Below are 16533 nucleotides of genomic sequence, written 5' to 3' on the forward strand. Positions count from 1 at the left end.
AGGGGCTCTTGCGAGCCCCGTAAGCGCGGTTATTGTCTATTTTTTACTAGAAGTTTACGCTGACCCTGCCAATGTAGGTGGTGTCGTTGACGTAGGAACTCTTGTGATCTCCTGCGGCATTCTGATCGGCGATCAGCACTGTCTCCGCATTGCCAATGTTGATTGCCTGTAAGCTGAATGCCACGCTTTCGTTGAAGCGGTATTCAATCGATGCATCCAGTTGGCCGTAGTCGTCATTGTATACAGGCAGGCGCCACTGGCCGTTGGTATCCCCGTTAAATCCGTTCTGGCCAACACCCATCAGGAACTTGCTGCGCCAGTTGTAGGCGAGGCGGGCAGAAATCGGACCCCACTCGTACATGGCGGTGAAGTTGTAGGAGTCACGTGAAATACCGGTAAACGGTAGTTCGGCGTAACTGGAGAAGTCCGTGTCCACCGGCTGGGAGATATCTTCCAAGTTCATTTCGCTGTCGATATAGGTGTAAGTCGCATCTATACCCAGTCCGTTGAAAGGCTCCGGCAACTGGTCGAAGAACTTCTTCAGGCCGACTTCTGCACCTTGCAACTTGCCTTCACCGTTGTTGGTGGGACGGGCCACGCTGTAGCTCCAGCCGTTGTACTCCTCCTGCACGAATTCGCGGCTGACAAGGTCTGTTATATCCTTGTAGAACAGGTTGATATGGGCCATACCGCCGGCGTCGTCGAAGTACCACTCAAGCGACAGGTCGTACTGATCTGCCAGGGTGGGATCCAGTTTCGGGTTATCGAACAAGTCTGCGGTAAGGATGAAGTCCTCAAGCGAAGGGCCATCTGCAAGCTCCGTGCCCTCCGGCAGATCGGCACTCAGTACCTGATAGGCCTGGAGATCGCCGAATGCGGGACGTGACATGGCACGGGCGGCGGCGAAACGCAGCTGTAATTCGTCATTGAGCTCCATTTTCAGATTGAGGCTAGGCAATACGTTGGTGTAGCTGTTGTCCACGGCCAAAGGCTGTGCTTCTCGATAAAAACCCTGATTGCCATCCAAATCGGTAATGGCCGTTGGATATATCGTGTTTCCTTCGGTGGACATTTCGGTTTTGACTACACGCACTCCGACATTACCGCTCACCGGATATTTCAGGTCGTCCCAGCCGAAGTAGGTCACGCCGTAAATGGCGCTGGTGTTTTCGTCCTGCAGGTTGGAGTAGGCATCGTCATTGATATCGCGAACGGAGATAGGCCCGTAGCAGCACAGATAGTTCCCCGAGTCCGCCGCCTCTTGGTGGAGGTCGAGGAAGGTCTGCGGGAACCCTGAGGCCAAGCTGATATTCGGAGTCATGAACACCCCAGGGTGAACGCCGTCGCCCCGGTAGAAGTTATCCAATGTATTCAGACTCAGTTGGTCGGCATTTGCACGGGGCAGAGGCGCCATGCCGTCCACCGCCCACCAGCGCATCCACTGTTGGTAGATGGGCTGCCAGTCGTAACCGGTATCGTGGTTTTCCGAGCTGGTATCGGTAAAGCGCACGCCGAATTTAGTGGAGCGAAGCACTTCGGAATCGAATTTGTATTCGGCGTCCAGGCGCAGCGCGGTTTCCTCGGCCTCGTTGTCGGTGCGGTTGTCCATGGTGAAAGCCATATAGTAGTTGGCCGGGTCACTCAGGTAGTCCGCGTCGGTCCGCATTTGTGGGCGGTCGCCAGTGAGGTCGACGTAAAGAGAGTCCAGCTGTACACCGGTGGCTACGGTGGCATCGAGGCTCTTGGTATCCGCCATCACATGCTGCAGGTCGAAACTCAAATCCCACTTGTCATTGGGGTTCCATTTGAGGTTGTAGGAGATATCGGTGGTCTCTGATTGGCGGTCCTGGAAGCGCGTCGCCGCACCCATGGGAATGCCGCCGGTTACCGAGGCGAGCTCGCCCTCGCGGAAAATACCGTTTTCGTCGTAGGTAAACTCGGTTCCGGCCGCGGGTACAATATCGTAGGGCCAGTTGTCGACGAAAATGGAGCTCTCGTCCCAGAACTCTTTGTACTGGCTGTTGAACACCTGGAGATGCATTTCTGTGGTGTCGTTGACTCGCCACTGCACCACGCCGTAGGCGCCCTGGCGCTCGCGGTCAAACTCGTAGCTGCGCCAGTCGGCGCCACGGGGAACGTATACGGTTTCTCCGGGGACTAGGTCTTCGCGCGGGAAGAGGGCACGGGTGTAGACGCCGTCGGTGCGGGTGGCGGCTTCCGAATAGGCGAAGTCCAGCAGTACGCCAATCTCTCCTTCGCCAGCGGCCCAGCGGTTGCTGAACAGGGCTGAACCCGAGGGGCTGGTCTTCTCGACAAAATCTCCGTAGTTGCCCTCGGCGGTGAAGGAGAGTTCCATCTCATCGTAATCGAACGGCTTCTTGGTACGCAGATTGACAGTGCCGCCCAATCCACCTTCCACTAGATCCGCACTCTGGTTCTTGTAGACGTCGACTCCCGCCATCAGCTCTGGGGGTACATCCTGGAAGCTTAGGGCGCGGCCGCCATCTGCGGTAAAGCTATCGCGGCCGTTCAGTTCACTGCGGACCATCGTGAGGCCACGCACCATAACGCCGGAGCCTTCGGCGGAGAAGTGCTCTGGGTCACCCAGAGATTTGAAGTGGGTTATGGAAACGCCCGGGATACGCTGCAGGGCTTCTGTCACACTGCGATCGGGTAGTTTGCCGATATCGGAGGCGACTATAGAGTCCACGATCTGGTCGGCATCGCGCTTGATATCCTGGGCCGACATAATGCTGAGGCGCTGCCCGGTGACCACCACCTCTTCCAAGGCCGCATCGTCCGCTTCGCTGTCCTGCGCGAAGGCCGGCATGGCCGCACCCATCGCCAGCAGGGAAGCCCCTGATGCGAGACGGATGTAATGCGGCAGTTTCTTTCTGGTAAATGTACTGGTGCGTTTATTGTTATCGGTCATTTTTTCTCTCCTGTCATATCGGTCAATTTATAACCTAAGACACTTTCCATTGCTTCTGCTAAATCTATCTCCCCGCGGCCTTGGAGCCCGCTGGTTGTTGCGGGATCTTGCCGTTTTCCAGGAGATAGGTTTCCCCCGCCTGCGCAGTAAAGGTTTTGAGTTTCCCTTCACCTTGCGGGCTGAGAATTTTGTTGTCCGTCTCTCGGCGCAAAATAAATTTGCCACCTGCCGGCAGGCGCAGGCGGATTTCGCCGGAGCGGCCGCTGTGGATGCGCGCGTGCAGTAATTTTCCGTCGCGCCAGTGCATGCCCACGGTGGCGTCGCCGCGGGCGCGCAGGCCGGTCACCGAGCCGTTGCGCCAGATCTGGGGCAGCGCCGGCAGCAGGTGGATCTCCCCCGCGTGGGATTGCAGCAGCATCTCCGCGACACCGGCGGTCGCGCCGAAGTTGCCGTCGATCTGGAACGGGGGGTGGGTGCTCCACAGGTTGGGCAGGGTGCTTTCGCTGAGTTGCGCGGCGAGAATCCTGTGCGCGCGATCGCCGTCGGCGAGCCGTGCCCAGAGGGCGACTTTCCACGCGCGGCTCCAGCCGGTGCCGGCGTCGCCGCGGGCCTCAAGAGAGGTGCGAGCGGCTTTGACCAATTCCGGGGTCGGGGCTATCTGGTCGCCGGGATAGAGGGCGAAGAGGTGCGAGACGTGGCGATGGTGGTTTTCCGGGTCGTCCAGGTCCGCTTTCCATTCCTGCAACTGGCCCCAGGAGCCGATGCGCAGGCCCGGGTCTAGTTTTTCCAGGGTGTCGTCCAGTTGCCGGGCGAATGCGGTGTCGCCGAGCAGTTCCGCGGCGTCGCGGGTATTGCTCAGCAGGTCAAAGACAATCTGCTGGGACATGGCGGCGCCGGCGGTGAAGTCGCCGTGTTCCGGCGAGTAGCTGGGACTGACCACCAGCAGGCCGTCCCGCGGGTCCGGTACCAGCGTGTCCAACCACACCTGCGCGGCGCCCTTCATGGTCGGGTAGGCGCGCTCGCGCAGGAAGTCGAGATCGCCGGAGAACAGGTAGTGCTCGTAATAGTGTTGCGCCAGCCAGGCCCCGGCCTCCGGTTGCCAGAAGGCAGTGGGCCAGGCGATGACTCCGGAAAAACCCCAGATATTGGTGTTGAGGAACAGGGTCCAGCCGCGCGCGCCGAGTAGTTTTTCCGCGGCCAACTCGCCCGGCTCCCGAAGGCTGTCGATAAAGTCAAACAGAGGGCCGATGGTCTCCGCCAGGTTGGTGACTTCGGCGGGCCAGTAGTTCATCTGCAGGTTGATATTGACGTGGTAATCGGCGTTCCACGGCGGTGTGGCGGAATTGTTCCATACCCCTTGCAGGTTGGCCGGCAGGGAGCCGTTCCGGGAGGAGCTGATCAGCAGGTAGCGGCCGTATTGGAAATACAGTGCTTCCAGGGTGCGGTCGGCGGCCTGGTCGCCGCTGCCGTAGTTTTTTAGCCACTGGTCGATTGGCCTGTCTGTAGGAGCGGCGGGGCGGCCAGCGGCGGATGGCCGCCCCGCCGCTCCTACAGGGGAGAGGTTCAGGGTGACGCGATCGAACAGGGCGCGGTAGTCGGCGATATGGTCGGCCAGCAGGGCCGGGTAGCCTTTGCGGCTCGCCCGGCCGATGCCGGCCTCCACCATCCTGTGAGGATTGGGGCCCCGGTAGCGGGGGTAATTCGATGCGTAGTCGGTGCCCGCGGCCAGCAGCAGGGTGGCGCTGTCGGCGCCGGTGACGCTGATGCCGTTGCCGTTGCGGGAGACTTTGCCGCCCTCGGCGATTACCCGCAGTTGGGTTTCGTAGTGCAGGCCGTTGTCGTGCAGTTGGCCGCTGGCGGTGATTCTTCCATCCGCAGTGGTCAGCTCGGCGCTGCGGTTGTCGGGCAGGCGCAGGCTGGCCTTGAAGCTGATTTTGCCCTTGCGGTCGGCGCGCAGGTGGACGGCGATTACCCGGTCCGGGTAGCTGGCAAAATACTCCCGCGTATAGTGAGTGCCGCCCGAGCGGTAGCTGACCCGGGCAACCGCGTTGGCGATATCCAGTTCGCGGCGGTAGTCGGAGGCTTCTTCTTCCTTCTGCGGAAATTGCAGCAGTAGCTCCCCGAAGCTCTGGTAGTTGCCGTAGGCGGTCACTTCGCGGCCGAGTTCCGCGGCCACCGCCTTCGGGGAGAGGGCGCCCTCGCGGGCAAGGGTTTCGCGCACCTGTTCCAGGGCTTTGGTTTGCGGCTCCCGGGGCAGGCCGAAGTCATAGCCTTCACTTCCCGGCCCGCCGGTCCACAGGGTCTTTTCGTTGAACTGCAGGTGGTCGACGGCGATGCCGCCCTGGACCGCCGCGCCCATGGCGCCGTTGCCGATGGGGAGACTTTCGCGCTCCCAGTCCTGGGCGGGTCTGTCGAACCAGAGGGTAGGGAGAGAGCTGCTGCTCTCCAGCGCCTGTTGCGACGCTTGCGCCGGTACGATGCTTCCCAGAAAAATACAGACCGCGACGGCAGCGCAGAGGCGTTGTCGCTGGGCGGTGTGCCGGTCGGGCCTTTCACCCGAGGGCATATGTTTGGGGCTGGTTGTGGGCATCATCACTGTAAGTACGCAAGCGTTTATTATTTTGAAACGGCTTTCTACGCCCGCCCGGGTTCACGGGCGCTTTTCGGCTTTTTCCGTAACTTATTGATTTCTAAATTGTTTTTATCCTTTGGATACGGTTCTCAGAGGCCCTTCCGATCCTGTACGTGAAAACGTTAACATCCAATGTAAACGTTTACAATATTTATAGCAATAATATGCTAAATAGGTTCTGGCCTTTTGCTGGGCTTGGGTGTTGGTCACGAAAGAGACTCTGTCCTGGCTATTTTTTACACAAATTTGAAGTGGATGGCCAGCTATTTAGAGAAAAATTGTATAAAAAGTGGCCGGTCCCGGTTTTTCGCAGTCGAGCGATTCCCCTTGTCTAAGTCTGGCAGGGTATTGGTCCCATCGGAGCTGGGGCCTTGTACCCGGTCCCGCTTGTCCGGAGAATGTCCATTCCGACCCCTTCTTCCTGTGTGATCACTAATTTGATGCCTTTACTCTCCGCTATCTCCGCTATCGACTCTGCCCTCGCCAATTTCGCTTCCTTTGTTTGGGGAGCTCCGCTGCTGGTGCTTTTGGTGGGCGGGGGCCTGGCCCTGCTTGTCGTTTCCCGCGGCAGGCCCTACCGCCATCTCGGCCACAGCGTAGCCCTGCTGCGGGGCCATTATGACAACAGCGACGACCCGGGCCAGGTACCCCACTCCCAGGCGCTGTCCACGGCGCTCTCCGGGACCCTGGGCCTGGGCAATATCGCCGGGGTGGCGCTGGCCATCAGTACCGGGGGGCCGGGGGCAATCTTCTGGATGTGGGTGACCGCGCTGGTGGGGGTGGCGACCAAGTTCTACACCGCCTCCCTGGCGGTGATGTACCGCGGCCGCGATGCCGCCGGCGAACTGCAGGGCGGGCCCATGTACGTGATCCGCGAGGGGCTGGGCAGGCGCTGGATGCCGTTGGCGCTGTTGTTCGCCCTGGCGGGGCTCTGCGGCGCGCTGCCGGTGTTCCAGGCCAACCAGGCGGTTCAATTGCTGCGCGAGTCCTTTGCCCTGCCGCTGGGCTGGATTGGGGCGGACAGCGCGCTGGCTTTCAATTTTTCCATCGGCGTGGTGCTGGCGGCACTGACCGCGGTGGTGATCGTCGGGCGCATCCAGCGTATCGGCGCACTGGCGGTGCGCCTGGTGCCGGCCATGGTGCTGTTCTACCTGGCGATGACGTTTGTGGTGATCGGGGCTTTCTGGCAGCAGGTGCCCGCCGCTTTTGCACTGATCTTTTCCGATGCGTTCAGCGGCCAGGCGGTAGCCGGAGGCGCGTTGGGCACCGTGATAAAAATCGGTATCAGCCGCGGGGCCTTTTCCAACGAGGCGGGTATCGGCACCGAGTCCATGGCCCACGGCGCGGCCAAGACCAACGAGCCGATCCGCGAGGGGGTGGTGGCCATGGTGGGGCCGATTGTGGATACCCTGGTGATCTGCACCTGTACCGCACTGGTGATTCTGCTCACCGGCGCTTGGGAGCTGAGCGAGGGTATCGAGGGGGTCACCCTCACCGCCGGCGCCTTCTCCCAGGTGTTCGGGCACTGGGGGCCGCTGTTGTTGTTGATGATGGTGGTGCCGCTGGCGTTCACCACCATCGTGGCCAACTGGTATTACGGGGTGAAGTGCCTGAACTTCCTGTTCAACGGGGTTTACCAGCGCTACTACACGCCGGTCTATCTGCTGCTGGTGGTGATCGGTGCGGTGGCATCGCTCAGTGCGGTGAACAATATCATTATCGGTATGTACGCGATCATGGCGGTGCCCACCATGACTTCCACGTTGCTGCTCGCGGGCCGTGTGAACCGCGCGGCGAAAAAGTATTTTGAGGAATTGGCGCAAACCGGGAAAACGCAGGAGAAAGCGGGGACGGCATTGTAAGTATCAGTTCAGGCTCCATTGGCCCGTATCGGCCTTGAGCCGGAATGGCGAAAATTTTGCGGGGGCGAACGCAAGGACCGCCCCCGCAACAATCCTGTGAGTTCCACTCCCCGCTAATGTACAACGCTGACCCGGGTGCCCACACTCGCATTACGGAAGAAGATTTGCGCCATATGCCAAGGCAGGCGGATGCAGCCGTGGGAGGCGGGATAGCCGGGCACGTGCCCCGCGTGGATAGTGTAGGCGCCGTTAAAGCGCATCATGTAGTCCATGGAGGCGCCGCGGAAAACCGCTCCCGGGGGCCGGCGGTGACGGCGCACGTTCACATTGCTCCTCAGCACATAGCCGCGCGGGCTCACGTAGTGCCCGTACAAAGTGGAGCGGTGGTTCAATTTTTTCTCACTGATGCGGAAGCTGCCGGTGGGTGTGCGGTGGCCGGGTTTGCCGGAAGAAACCGGAGATACCCCGGCGAGGCGGCCTCCCTTGTAGAAATAGGCCTTCTGCTCACTGAGCACTATTTTGATATGTGGCGTGCCGCCCAGTACGTCGGACCGCCAAAAGGCGGAGCCATTGCGTGTTGCCTGCTGGCGCGCGTAGGGGTTGTACGACTGCTGGCGTGAAGTATAGGGGTTGGGGCCGTAGCCGTAGTCCACGGCCTGTGCTATGGAACTCAGCAGCAGTGAGCCGCCGAGCAGCAGGACACCCGCGAATGAACATTTCTTCAGAAGCGATGAGCGTTTTTGCATGGCGTACCTCTCTTACAACAGCCTTGCAAGCAAGCTTGCAGAAACAGCGATTTGCGAGTGCTGACCGCCGCGCGCACTTTTGGGCGCGCTCCGGCGACGTGACAACAGGCAGTGATTTTCCCCAAAGGCGGTTTGCCGGTGTGCCCCGGCCTTTACCGCGGAATGGGCCCGCCCCAGCCGCAGCGGGAGCAAGTGGGAACGATGGTAGGGTGGAGGGGGAGGCGCGATTACATCAAATGGGAATGAGGGCAGTTTCGGTTAGAGCGGATACCTGGTCAGCTCAGACGGGTGCTATGATCCGCCCATGTCCAGCCCACTAATCGACCTGCGCAGCTACGACCGGGAAACCCGGCGGCATCACCACGACTACCACCAACTGGTACTGCCGCTGGCAGGCTCACTGCTGACCAGCATCGGCGGGCGCGAGGGCAGGGTCAGCGAGGCGCAGGGCGCACTCATTTCCGCCGGTGAAGATCACGCTTTTGCCGCGACCAGCGATGACAACTACTTTATCGTTGCCGATATCCCTTCCGCGCTGGCACCGGAACTGGAGCGGCTGCCCGCCTTTATCCCGCTGGACAGCGCCCTTGGCCACTACACTGTCTTCCTGAGATCCGAACTGGAGCACTCCCGCCCCGGTTCCCGCGCCCAGCACCAGATGATGCTGTTGCTGGTACAGTTGCTGACCGAGCGTTACGGCGGAGAGCTGCAAATAGACCGGCGGGTCCAGGTCGCACGGGCCTGGATAGACGAGCACCTGGACCAGCCGTTGTTGCTTGCACAGCTGGCCGCGATCGCCCACCTGAGCCCGCGCCGACTGTCCGAGCTGTTTAAGAATTGTTTCGGTATGACGCCCCAGCAGTACCAAACGGAGCGCCGCATGCAGCTGGCCTGCACTTTACTGGAGAGCGGCAATTTGAATGTGCAGCGCATAGCCGAGCGGGTCGGGTATAGCAATCTCGCCGCCTTCAGTGACCGCTTCCGCCGCCACTTCGGCAGGTCGCCGCGCTATTTCCGTTCCTCTTCTGCCTGCTGAGCAAAAACTTCTGCCGTTTCGCCAAAGTGCTTTCCATTCAGTTGCCCTAATCTGACGCTCTCGGAAATTTATGGAGGCGACAGAGTGACTCGGGGAAAGGCGACGGCCATCGGCGGTATTTCTATTCTGCTCTGGGGCACGCTCGCGCTGCTGACCCAGCTGACCGATAACCGCATACCACCGTTTCAAATGCTGGCGATGACCTTCGGCATCGCCTGGCTACTGATGTTGATGAAGGCGCTGCTGCTCGGCCCCTCGCCGCTGCAAATGCTGCGCCAGCCGCCGCGCGCCTGGCTGTTGGGTGTGGGCGGGCTCTTCGGCTATCACGCCTGCTATTTCGCCGCCATGTCACTGGCGCCGGCGGTGGAGGTGAGTCTGCTGGCCTATTTGTGGCCACTATTAATCGTGATTTTTTCCGCGCTGCTGCCAGGGCAGAAATTACTCGCGATGCATATCGCCGGCGCACTGATGGCGCTGGCCGGCTGCTGGTTATTGCTGGATCGCGACGAGGGTGGCTTCGAATGGCGCTACTGGTCGGGCTACGCGCTGGCCATCGGCTGCGCGCTGATCTGGTCCACCTACTCGGTGGCCAGCCGGCTGCTTGCCCGGGTGCCGTCGGATGCGGTTGGTGGCTTCTGCGCCGCCACCGCCGCACTCGGCTTCGCCTGTCACCTACTGTGGGAGACCTGGGTCTGGCCCCGGGGGAGCACGCAGTGGCTGGGCATTGTCGGCCTGGGGCTAGGCCCGGTGGGCGTCGCATTCTTTACTTGGGATTACGGCATCAAGCGCGGCGACCTGCGCCTGCTCGGCGTGCTCGCTTACGGTGCCCCGCTGGTATCGACGCTGCTGCTGGTACTGGCGGGTTACGCTGAATCCAGCTGGGTCCTGGCCATTTCCAGCCTGCTGATCGTCGGCGGGGCCCTGCTGGCCGCCGTCGGGCCGGGATTGCGGCGGCCAAGCCGGTTTGTGGACGCTACTTCCGGCCCTCACCGCTCTGCGGTAGGGGATCAATAATGTCCTAAGTTTTTACCAATTAACTGGATGCTCATTCAACTTTTTATTGTGTTTTTCTAACCTGCTGAAAAGATGTTTCCGGCGCCAATAAAACTGAAGCAGGACGACACCAATAAATAAAAGAAGTCAGGCCCGTAGCGCCAATAGGGGAGAAGCTCGATGTCCATTTTGTCTAACCGGGATATGAGAGGTAATATCTCTGAAAGCCTGCTGCCTTGGGATTCTCTCCACAAAAAATACGGAATGGCCGGAGCCCATCTCAATGATCTACTTAAGTGTAATGTAAATTAGTTCACTTATGGCCGTCGAAAACCTGGCGGTGGTTGTTCGTTCTTCTCAATAGATCCCGCCCGGACGCAAATGGTGCAGTCGGGCGGTTTATATCGGAACATATGCAAAAACGAGGAGGCCCTGAAATGGAGGATGCGATGCGATCAATCTTCGACAATTTTGTTGTAATCTCTCCGGAGAAACAGGTAGTGGAGGAGAGCAATGATTCATCCCTGTATGAGCGGCTGGGAAGGGAGTACGACGGATTCAAAGGGCATGAGCTGATCTCTGCTTATGAATTTGGTGAAGACTGGGCGACATGGGAAATGCACCCGAAAGGAGATGAGGTGGTCATTTTGTTGTCCGGAAAGGTGCACTTCCGGTTGCAGCTGGAGTCCGGAGAGGAATTACTTACGCTGGAAAATTCCGGGGATTACATCATTGTTCCGAAGGGTGTTTGGCATACCGCAAAAGTCGACGCGAAGGCCGGGATGATTTTCATCACCCCGGGAGAGGGAACTCAGCATAAGCCCGCGTAATATCTGATCATACGTATTTTATCGGCGTGGGGATCTGCTTATAGAAATCCCACCGCGCGGATAACTGCTCCCTCCTTGTGGGAGCGGCCCATGACCGCGATTGGTCTAGCGAAGTGAGAGCTGATCGCGCTCCTACAAGGAAATATCTGCATTCCAGTTATACTCAGGGCAAATAGTTACCCGCGTGAGCTTTCGGTACACTTAAGGTAGTAGTGCATCTCGCGAAAGTTTCTCAGTCCGCAAGATCCAAGATTTCCAGGCTCTGCTCTTCGCAGTAGCGCCGGTAGAGTTCCTGCAATGTCCCGGCACTGTAGCGGGCGCTCACTTCGCCATCGGCATCCAGGTAATCCACCTCGCCCATGACTACTACAAGCAGTACCAGCGGCACCTCGCCGATAGCGCGCCACCTGTCCGTATTGCCGGGGGGCTCATACACATAGTCGCCGGGCCCTATGCGTTCGCCGGTGTGCAATTCGCGCGTGCCCTGCAGGTTGAATGCGTGGACCTCGCCGGTGTGGCGGTGCCAGCCGATCTCCACGCCGGGTTCGAGGCGCAGCAGTTCCACAAAGCCCCTGTTGTCGCACAGGAAGCGCAGCGGCTTGAATGCCTTGCCCTCGCCCAGGGGAACCCAGGGGGCGTCTGTATCGGAAACCGAGCGGGTCGGTAGCCCGGCAATGGCGGTCATATTCATCAGTAGTTTCCTCAGTAATCAAGGTTGTAATTGTTGAAGCAGGTTTTCATCGATACGCTGCCAGTGCCGGGGCGCGGCGCCATGGCGCAGCACTACCAAGTGGGGGAAATTCCGCACTGCGAAGTGCCGGGCAAATATCCCGGCCCTGTCAAAAACCAGGGAGTGATCGATACGGTATTGTTGCCGGTAGCGCTGCAGGCTTTCCGTATCGCTGCTGTAGCGGGTAGCGAAACCGATCAGCCTGACACCGGGTATCTGCCCGAGCCGATTGATGCCCTGGCGGAACTCCGCGCAGGCCTTGGCTCGCTCCGCATCGGTATCCGTAAGGTAGGATTCGCACCAGGTGGCAAAATGGTAGGCGACCAGTATCTCTCCCGGCCCGGCGACCAGCTGCAGTGTGTTGCCGTCCAGATCGGTCAGTACCGGCGGCGGCTCGGGCGCGGCGCTCTGCTCCGCAGTTGGAAGTTTTTCCAGTGCCTGCTTTAGCCGTTCATCGTGACGATAGCCGCTGAAGACAATTTCCCCTTCGGCATTGAGCAGCAGATACATGGGCGTGCCCATCACGTTGAATCGACTCCACAGTTCGCCCGTTTCATCGTAGGCCACTGGCATAGTCAATTCGTGTTCGCGCACCGCGGCGCTTACCTGCTCCGGCGAATCGTTGACGGCGACATTGACCGCGAGAAACTGCACCCGCTTGCCATACTGCTTATAGAGCTTCCGGTAGTCCGGCATCTGCTTAAGGCAGGCGCGGCACCAGGTGGCCCAGAACTTCAACAGTAGCGGCTTGCCCTTCGCACCCCTGTGCAGCGAAAACTCGCCGCCGTCGATCAGCTTTACGGAAAAGTCAGCCACCGGCTCGGCGATGCTTGAGCCCGGCAGCAGGAATAGCCAGAATAGCGCCGGCGTTACAAATTTTTTCATCGGGTCCTCCTCGTCTCGACCGGGTCCAGCTTAGAGGGGGGCCCGGGACGGCGGTAGATCCATTACCGCCGGTCCACCGGGTCCATTCATGAAACCGTCCACGGGTATTCCTTTCAGTTCCATCGTCTTCGACAGCAAAGACGATACGCCCCGCTACCGGCAGTTGTACGCCTATATCCGCGATATGATCCTGAACGGCAGTCTGACCGCCGGTGTGCACCTGCCATCGTCGCGGGAACTGGCGGCGGAAATTGGTGTGTCCCGCAATACGGTTATCGCCGCCTATGAATTGCTGGTGGACGAGCAGTTCGCCGAGTCCGCGGTGGGGCGCGGTACCGTGGTTCGCCCCGTACCGCTATTGGGGCGTTCGGGCAGTCCCTGCGAACCCACAACCCCCCGCGACATGTGTTCCGCCCCCTTGCGTATGGGTTTCGCCCTGCCCGACACGGATCACTTTCCTTCGCCTACCTGGCAGAAAGTGCTGCGGGCTGTGGTAAAAAGGGCTGAGCCGGCTGTGGCCAGGCCGCCGGTTGAAGGTATTGTGCGGTTGCGCAGGCTTGTGAGCGCTTACCTGGGTGCATACCGGGGGGTGCGCTGCCGGGAGGAGCAGGTATTGATTACCGGCGGCGGACAGCAGGCGCTCTATTTGGCCGCCAGGGTATTGCGGGAGATCAGCGGGCAGATCTATATCGAGGACCCCGGCTACGTGGGCGCCCGGCAGGCGTTTGAGGCCTGCGGCTTTGAACTGCGGCCCCTGCCGGTGGATGACGACGGAATACAGCCTGGAGAAATACTGCATTCCCCCGCCGGAGGACCAAAGGCAGTCTACTTGACGCCGTCCCACCAGTTTCCCCTCGGCTCCGTCCTGAGCCTGGAACGCCGGCTACAGATTCTGAATTGGGCAGGCGAATGCGGGGGCTGGATTATCGAGGACGACTACGACGCGGAGTACCGCTATGACGGAGAGCCGCTTACCGCATTGGCGGGACTGGACGATAGCGAAAGGGTGATTTACGTGGGCACCTTTTCCAAGGTGCTGTCCCCGGAATTGCGCCTGGGCTATCTGGTGGTGCCCGAAGCGCTGCTGGAGAGGTTCCGCTCAGTCAAGGGATTCTGCGATGGGGCCAGCCCGGTACTGACGCAGAACGCCGTTGCGGATTTTATCCAGGATGGATATTTCCAGGCTCATTTACGTCAAATGCGGACGCTGTACCGCGGCAAACGCGACCTGTTTTTGCAAACCCTGCGCGAGTGCCAGGTGCCGGTAACCGTACAGACGCGTCCGCACGGTATGCACATTACACTGAAGCTGGATGGACAAAAGCGCGACCTCGATATTGCGCGGCAAATGATGGCTCGCGGGTTTGAGGTACCGGCCCTGAGCAAGCACTACCTGAGGACGGAGCAAGTGCTTCAGGGACTGCTGGTGGGATTTACCAATGCGCGAGAAGAAGATTGCAGGGATTTTGCGGAGAATCTTCTGGAGATCATGGAGTGTACGGAAAGTTAATAGCGCAGGGAGAACAAACATGATGGCAGGCGCCGGCTGACTTTTGTACTCGTTCACGGCGCCTGGCACGGGGGCTGGTGTTGGTCCAACACCACACCGTGGAGTACCTTAGTGTCCTGTCTGGTATTAAATAGTGATATCAGCGGGCCGCTAAGCGGCCAGGTGCTAGGCGCACTTGCGCCGACGTAGTCATCTACGTCAAGCAAGCGCAACGCCGCAGATGGCTGCTTAGCGGCCCGCCCGAAGGGAGCCCCCCAGATTGCCCACAGCGGCGTTGCAGCTCTTGAAAAGGGAATGACCATTCCCTGCGAGCTGCGCCTAACTGTGAACAATCTGGGGGGCTCTGATATGAATGGCACTAAGTTAAGCCATAAGTTCGATGCGAAGGGCCTGATGCCGGGGGTTCTTTGCGGGACTGTCTGCGAGAGGGACCTCGCAGACAAGCCTACAGGGACGTATTCACGGCGTGTCCCGCAAAGAACCCACGGCAGCAGGCCCGCCCCTAAGCCTTAACTTAGTGCCATTCGGCTCTGATATCACTATTTAATACCAGACAGGACACTAGTTCAGCGGGGTATTCCGGCAATGCCCCATATCGGCCTGAGGCCGCAGCACGCCAACGCCATGGGCGGTTTCAAGGCCCAGAGGCGGGATGAGGTGGCCGTGGATCTGCTGGTACGGGAGGCCCGGCCCACGAACAGGGCGGGGGCCTTCTGCCTGTTGGTCGAGGGGGGTCTTTGATAGTGCCGCCCGGCGGATAACCGAGGCCGTTTCCATCCCCACCATCGGAATCGGAGCCTCTGCGGCCTGCGACGGCCAAGTACTGGTCACCGAGGATGTACTCGGGCTCTTCTCCGACTACACGCCGAAGTTCGCGAAGAAATACGTCGATCTCAGTGTGCAGGTTCGGGAGGTATTTGCCGAGTTTGAGCGGGAGGCCCGGACTGGGGCCTTCCCGGCTGCGGAGCACTGTTTCGGGATAAAGAAGTAGCCTGGGGACCGGTGGGATGGTGTAAAATCCCTATTCTTTGTAAGTGATTTGTCAGGATTCCCCCATGAGCGATATGCCCAACTGCCCCAGCTGCGGTTCCGAATATACCTACGATGACGGCGTAAATTACGTCTGTCCCGAATGCGCCCACGAGTGGTCCAAGGACGCCGCGCCGGAGGAAGCCGAGAGCGGCAAGGTGTTCAAGGATGCGCACGGCAATGTGCTGCAGGATGGCGACACCGTCACCGTGATCAAGGACCTGAAAGTGAAAGGTTCGTCATCGGTGGTCAAGGTGGGCACCAAGGTCAAGAACATCCGCCTGGTGGAGGGCGACCATGACATCGACTGCAAGATCGATGGTATCGGCCCCATGAAGCTGAAGTCGGAGTTTGTGAAGAAGGCTTGATAGGCGCAACTGGCGATAGCCCCGCTGTCAAACAAAAGCCCCGGTCGATCCGGGGCTCTTGTGTATCGAGTCAAAACTGCTTAACTTAGTGTTTCAGTACCTTACTGGGAGAGTAGCTGGTAAGGGTCAGCTTTCGGTCTTCGATAGCGTTCACAAAGCGGCCGTGGGCCTTGCCGGTTTTTTTCTTGATATCTTTCCACTCCTGGTCTGTCATAAATTTTTCCCACTGCGCTTTCATGGTTTCCTCGTCCGGCCATTCGAGAAGATAGGCGAACTCGGTTTTTTGGTCGTATTCGGTCTCCCATATGGAGACAATATTGAAATCGTATTTGTCCATGATCCGCATCGCGTGTTTGTGAAAGCGGTCGTGGAAGACGTCCTTGTTCTCCCTGGGTATTTCGTAGATACGCAGTTGGTGAACTACCGGGGGCTTTTTAATAAGGGGAGCCGCCCCGTTGCCGGCCTTTGACTGTACTGCGCCTGCGAGGCAAAGAATACACAGGAGTAATAGGGAGAGACCTGCGTTCGCCTTATTTTTTGATTCCATGGCATATTCCTCGGTGGTTGTCATGTTTTTAGCGCTGACAATATCCTACTGCAGAATGTTTTCCACCCGTTGTCGATTCATCTCCCTCTGGCAGTAACTGGCCGCATGAAATATTGCTATTTCATGGCATTCCACACGAGCCGCATAGGTCGATGCGGGCGGTACCGGACGGGATGGGACTAGGATGCCTGCTGGAGGAAACGGTGCGCGAGCACCTGGACGCGGGGCGCTTGCAGCAGATACTGGAGAGCTGGTGTCCCGACTTGCCGGGTTTCTACCTCTACTATCCATCCCGCCGGCATTTGCCAGCGAAGTTGCGGGTGTTTGCCGAGTTTTTACGCGAGCGGGTTTGAGCCGGTAAGCCCAATCTGTTGAGTTGGCTCCTACAGGCCGACATCCCTTGATTGACCGTAGGCCGGTAACTCCCCACCTT

General features: G+C 59.4%; 15 protein-coding genes. 9 read left to right on the forward strand and 6 right to left on the reverse strand.

The genetic code is table 11. The features are described 5' to 3' along the window. Positions 1-46: 46 nt before the first annotated feature. On the reverse strand, positions 47-2932 hold the full coding sequence (locus FHS09_RS16425; RefSeq protein WP_183461883.1) for a TonB-dependent receptor: 2886 nt from the start codon (positions 2930-2932) through the stop codon (positions 47-49). A gap of 64 nt (positions 2933-2996) precedes the next feature. Beyond that, complete coding sequence (locus tag FHS09_RS16430) at positions 2997-5525, reverse strand: glycoside hydrolase family 95 protein (RefSeq protein WP_246395098.1); 2529 nt, start codon at positions 5523-5525, stop codon at positions 2997-2999. A gap of 479 nt (positions 5526-6004) precedes the next feature. Here FHS09_RS16430 and FHS09_RS16435 point away from each other — a divergent pair, with 479 nt between their 5' ends. Further along, positions 6005-7426: an alanine/glycine:cation symporter family protein gene (locus FHS09_RS16435; protein WP_183461885.1), complete on the forward strand. Its 1422-nt coding sequence runs from the start codon at positions 6005-6007 to the stop codon at positions 7424-7426. A 113-nt stretch (positions 7427-7539) separates the two neighbouring features. On the opposite strand, the gene FHS09_RS16440 is transcribed toward FHS09_RS16435, so the two are convergent. After that, positions 7540-8172, reverse strand: coding sequence for a L,D-transpeptidase family protein (locus FHS09_RS16440; RefSeq protein ID WP_183461886.1), 633 nt, complete (start codon positions 8170-8172; stop codon positions 7540-7542). A 304-nt stretch (positions 8173-8476) separates the two neighbouring features. On the opposite strand from FHS09_RS16440, the gene FHS09_RS16445 reads away from it, so the two are divergent. The 3 genes from FHS09_RS16445 (at position 8477) to FHS09_RS16455 (ending at position 11031) form a co-directional block, all read left to right on the forward strand. Beyond that, the gene (locus tag FHS09_RS16445) at positions 8477-9208 is read left to right on the forward strand and encodes an AraC family transcriptional regulator (protein WP_183461888.1); all 732 of its coding nucleotides are present in this window, start codon (positions 8477-8479) and stop codon (positions 9206-9208) included. 84 nt (positions 9209-9292) lie between these two features. After that, positions 9293-10222 carry an aromatic amino acid exporter YddG gene (gene yddG, locus FHS09_RS16450; protein ID WP_183461890.1) on the forward strand — a complete coding sequence of 310 codons (930 nt, stop codon included), beginning with the start codon at positions 9293-9295 and terminating at the stop codon, positions 10220-10222. Positions 10223-10638: 416 nt separating this feature from the next. Further along, positions 10639-11031, forward strand: a complete 393-nt coding sequence (locus tag FHS09_RS16455; protein WP_183461892.1) for a cupin domain-containing protein — start codon at positions 10639-10641, stop codon at positions 11029-11031. A gap of 232 nt (positions 11032-11263) precedes the next feature. Here FHS09_RS16455 and FHS09_RS16460 read toward each other — a convergent pair whose 3' ends face one another. Together FHS09_RS16460 and FHS09_RS16465 are read right to left on the reverse strand one after the other, a co-directional pair. Continuing rightward, positions 11264-11722, reverse strand: coding sequence for a cupin domain-containing protein (locus FHS09_RS16460; protein WP_183461895.1), 459 nt, complete (start codon positions 11720-11722; stop codon positions 11264-11266). A gap of 18 nt (positions 11723-11740) precedes the next feature. Further along, positions 11741-12646, reverse strand: coding sequence for a TlpA family protein disulfide reductase (locus tag FHS09_RS16465; RefSeq protein ID WP_183461897.1), 906 nt, complete (start codon positions 12644-12646; stop codon positions 11741-11743). A gap of 88 nt (positions 12647-12734) precedes the next feature. On the opposite strand from FHS09_RS16465, the gene pdxR reads away from it, so the two are divergent. From pdxR to FHS09_RS16480, 4 genes are all read left to right on the forward strand, one after another. Next, positions 12735-14156, forward strand: a complete 1422-nt coding sequence (gene pdxR, locus FHS09_RS16470; protein ID WP_183461899.1) for a MocR-like pyridoxine biosynthesis transcription factor PdxR — start codon at positions 12735-12737, stop codon at positions 14154-14156. 546 nt (positions 14157-14702) lie between these two features. Further along, on the forward strand, positions 14703-14897 hold the full coding sequence (locus FHS09_RS22930; protein WP_343057506.1) for a 3-methyl-2-oxobutanoate hydroxymethyltransferase: 195 nt from the start codon (positions 14703-14705) through the stop codon (positions 14895-14897). Next, entirely contained in the window at positions 14809-15147 is a 339-nt protein-coding gene (locus FHS09_RS23425) for a 3-methyl-2-oxobutanoate hydroxymethyltransferase (protein WP_221192063.1), read from the forward strand. The genes FHS09_RS22930 and FHS09_RS23425 overlap by 89 nt, the downstream gene beginning before the upstream one ends. A 64-nt stretch (positions 15148-15211) precedes the next feature. Next, positions 15212-15553 (forward strand): zinc ribbon domain-containing protein YjdM, encoded by a 342-nt coding sequence (locus FHS09_RS16480; RefSeq protein ID WP_183461901.1) that lies wholly within the window; start codon positions 15212-15214, stop codon positions 15551-15553. 85 nt (positions 15554-15638) lie between these two features. On the opposite strand, the gene FHS09_RS16485 is transcribed toward FHS09_RS16480, so the two are convergent. Further along, complete coding sequence (locus FHS09_RS16485) at positions 15639-16124, reverse strand: NIPSNAP family protein (protein ID WP_221192064.1); 486 nt, start codon at positions 16122-16124, stop codon at positions 15639-15641. 128 nt (positions 16125-16252) lie between these two features. On the opposite strand from FHS09_RS16485, the gene FHS09_RS16490 reads away from it, so the two are divergent. Further along, positions 16253-16453 carry a LysR substrate-binding domain-containing protein gene (locus tag FHS09_RS16490; RefSeq protein ID WP_183461906.1) on the forward strand — a complete coding sequence of 67 codons (201 nt, stop codon included), beginning with the start codon at positions 16253-16255 and terminating at the stop codon, positions 16451-16453. The last annotated feature ends 80 nt before the right edge of the window (positions 16454-16533 follow it).

Source organism: Microbulbifer rhizosphaerae (assembly GCF_014191725.1).
GTDB classification, from domain to species: domain Bacteria; phylum Pseudomonadota; class Gammaproteobacteria; order Pseudomonadales; family Cellvibrionaceae; genus Microbulbifer; species Microbulbifer rhizosphaerae.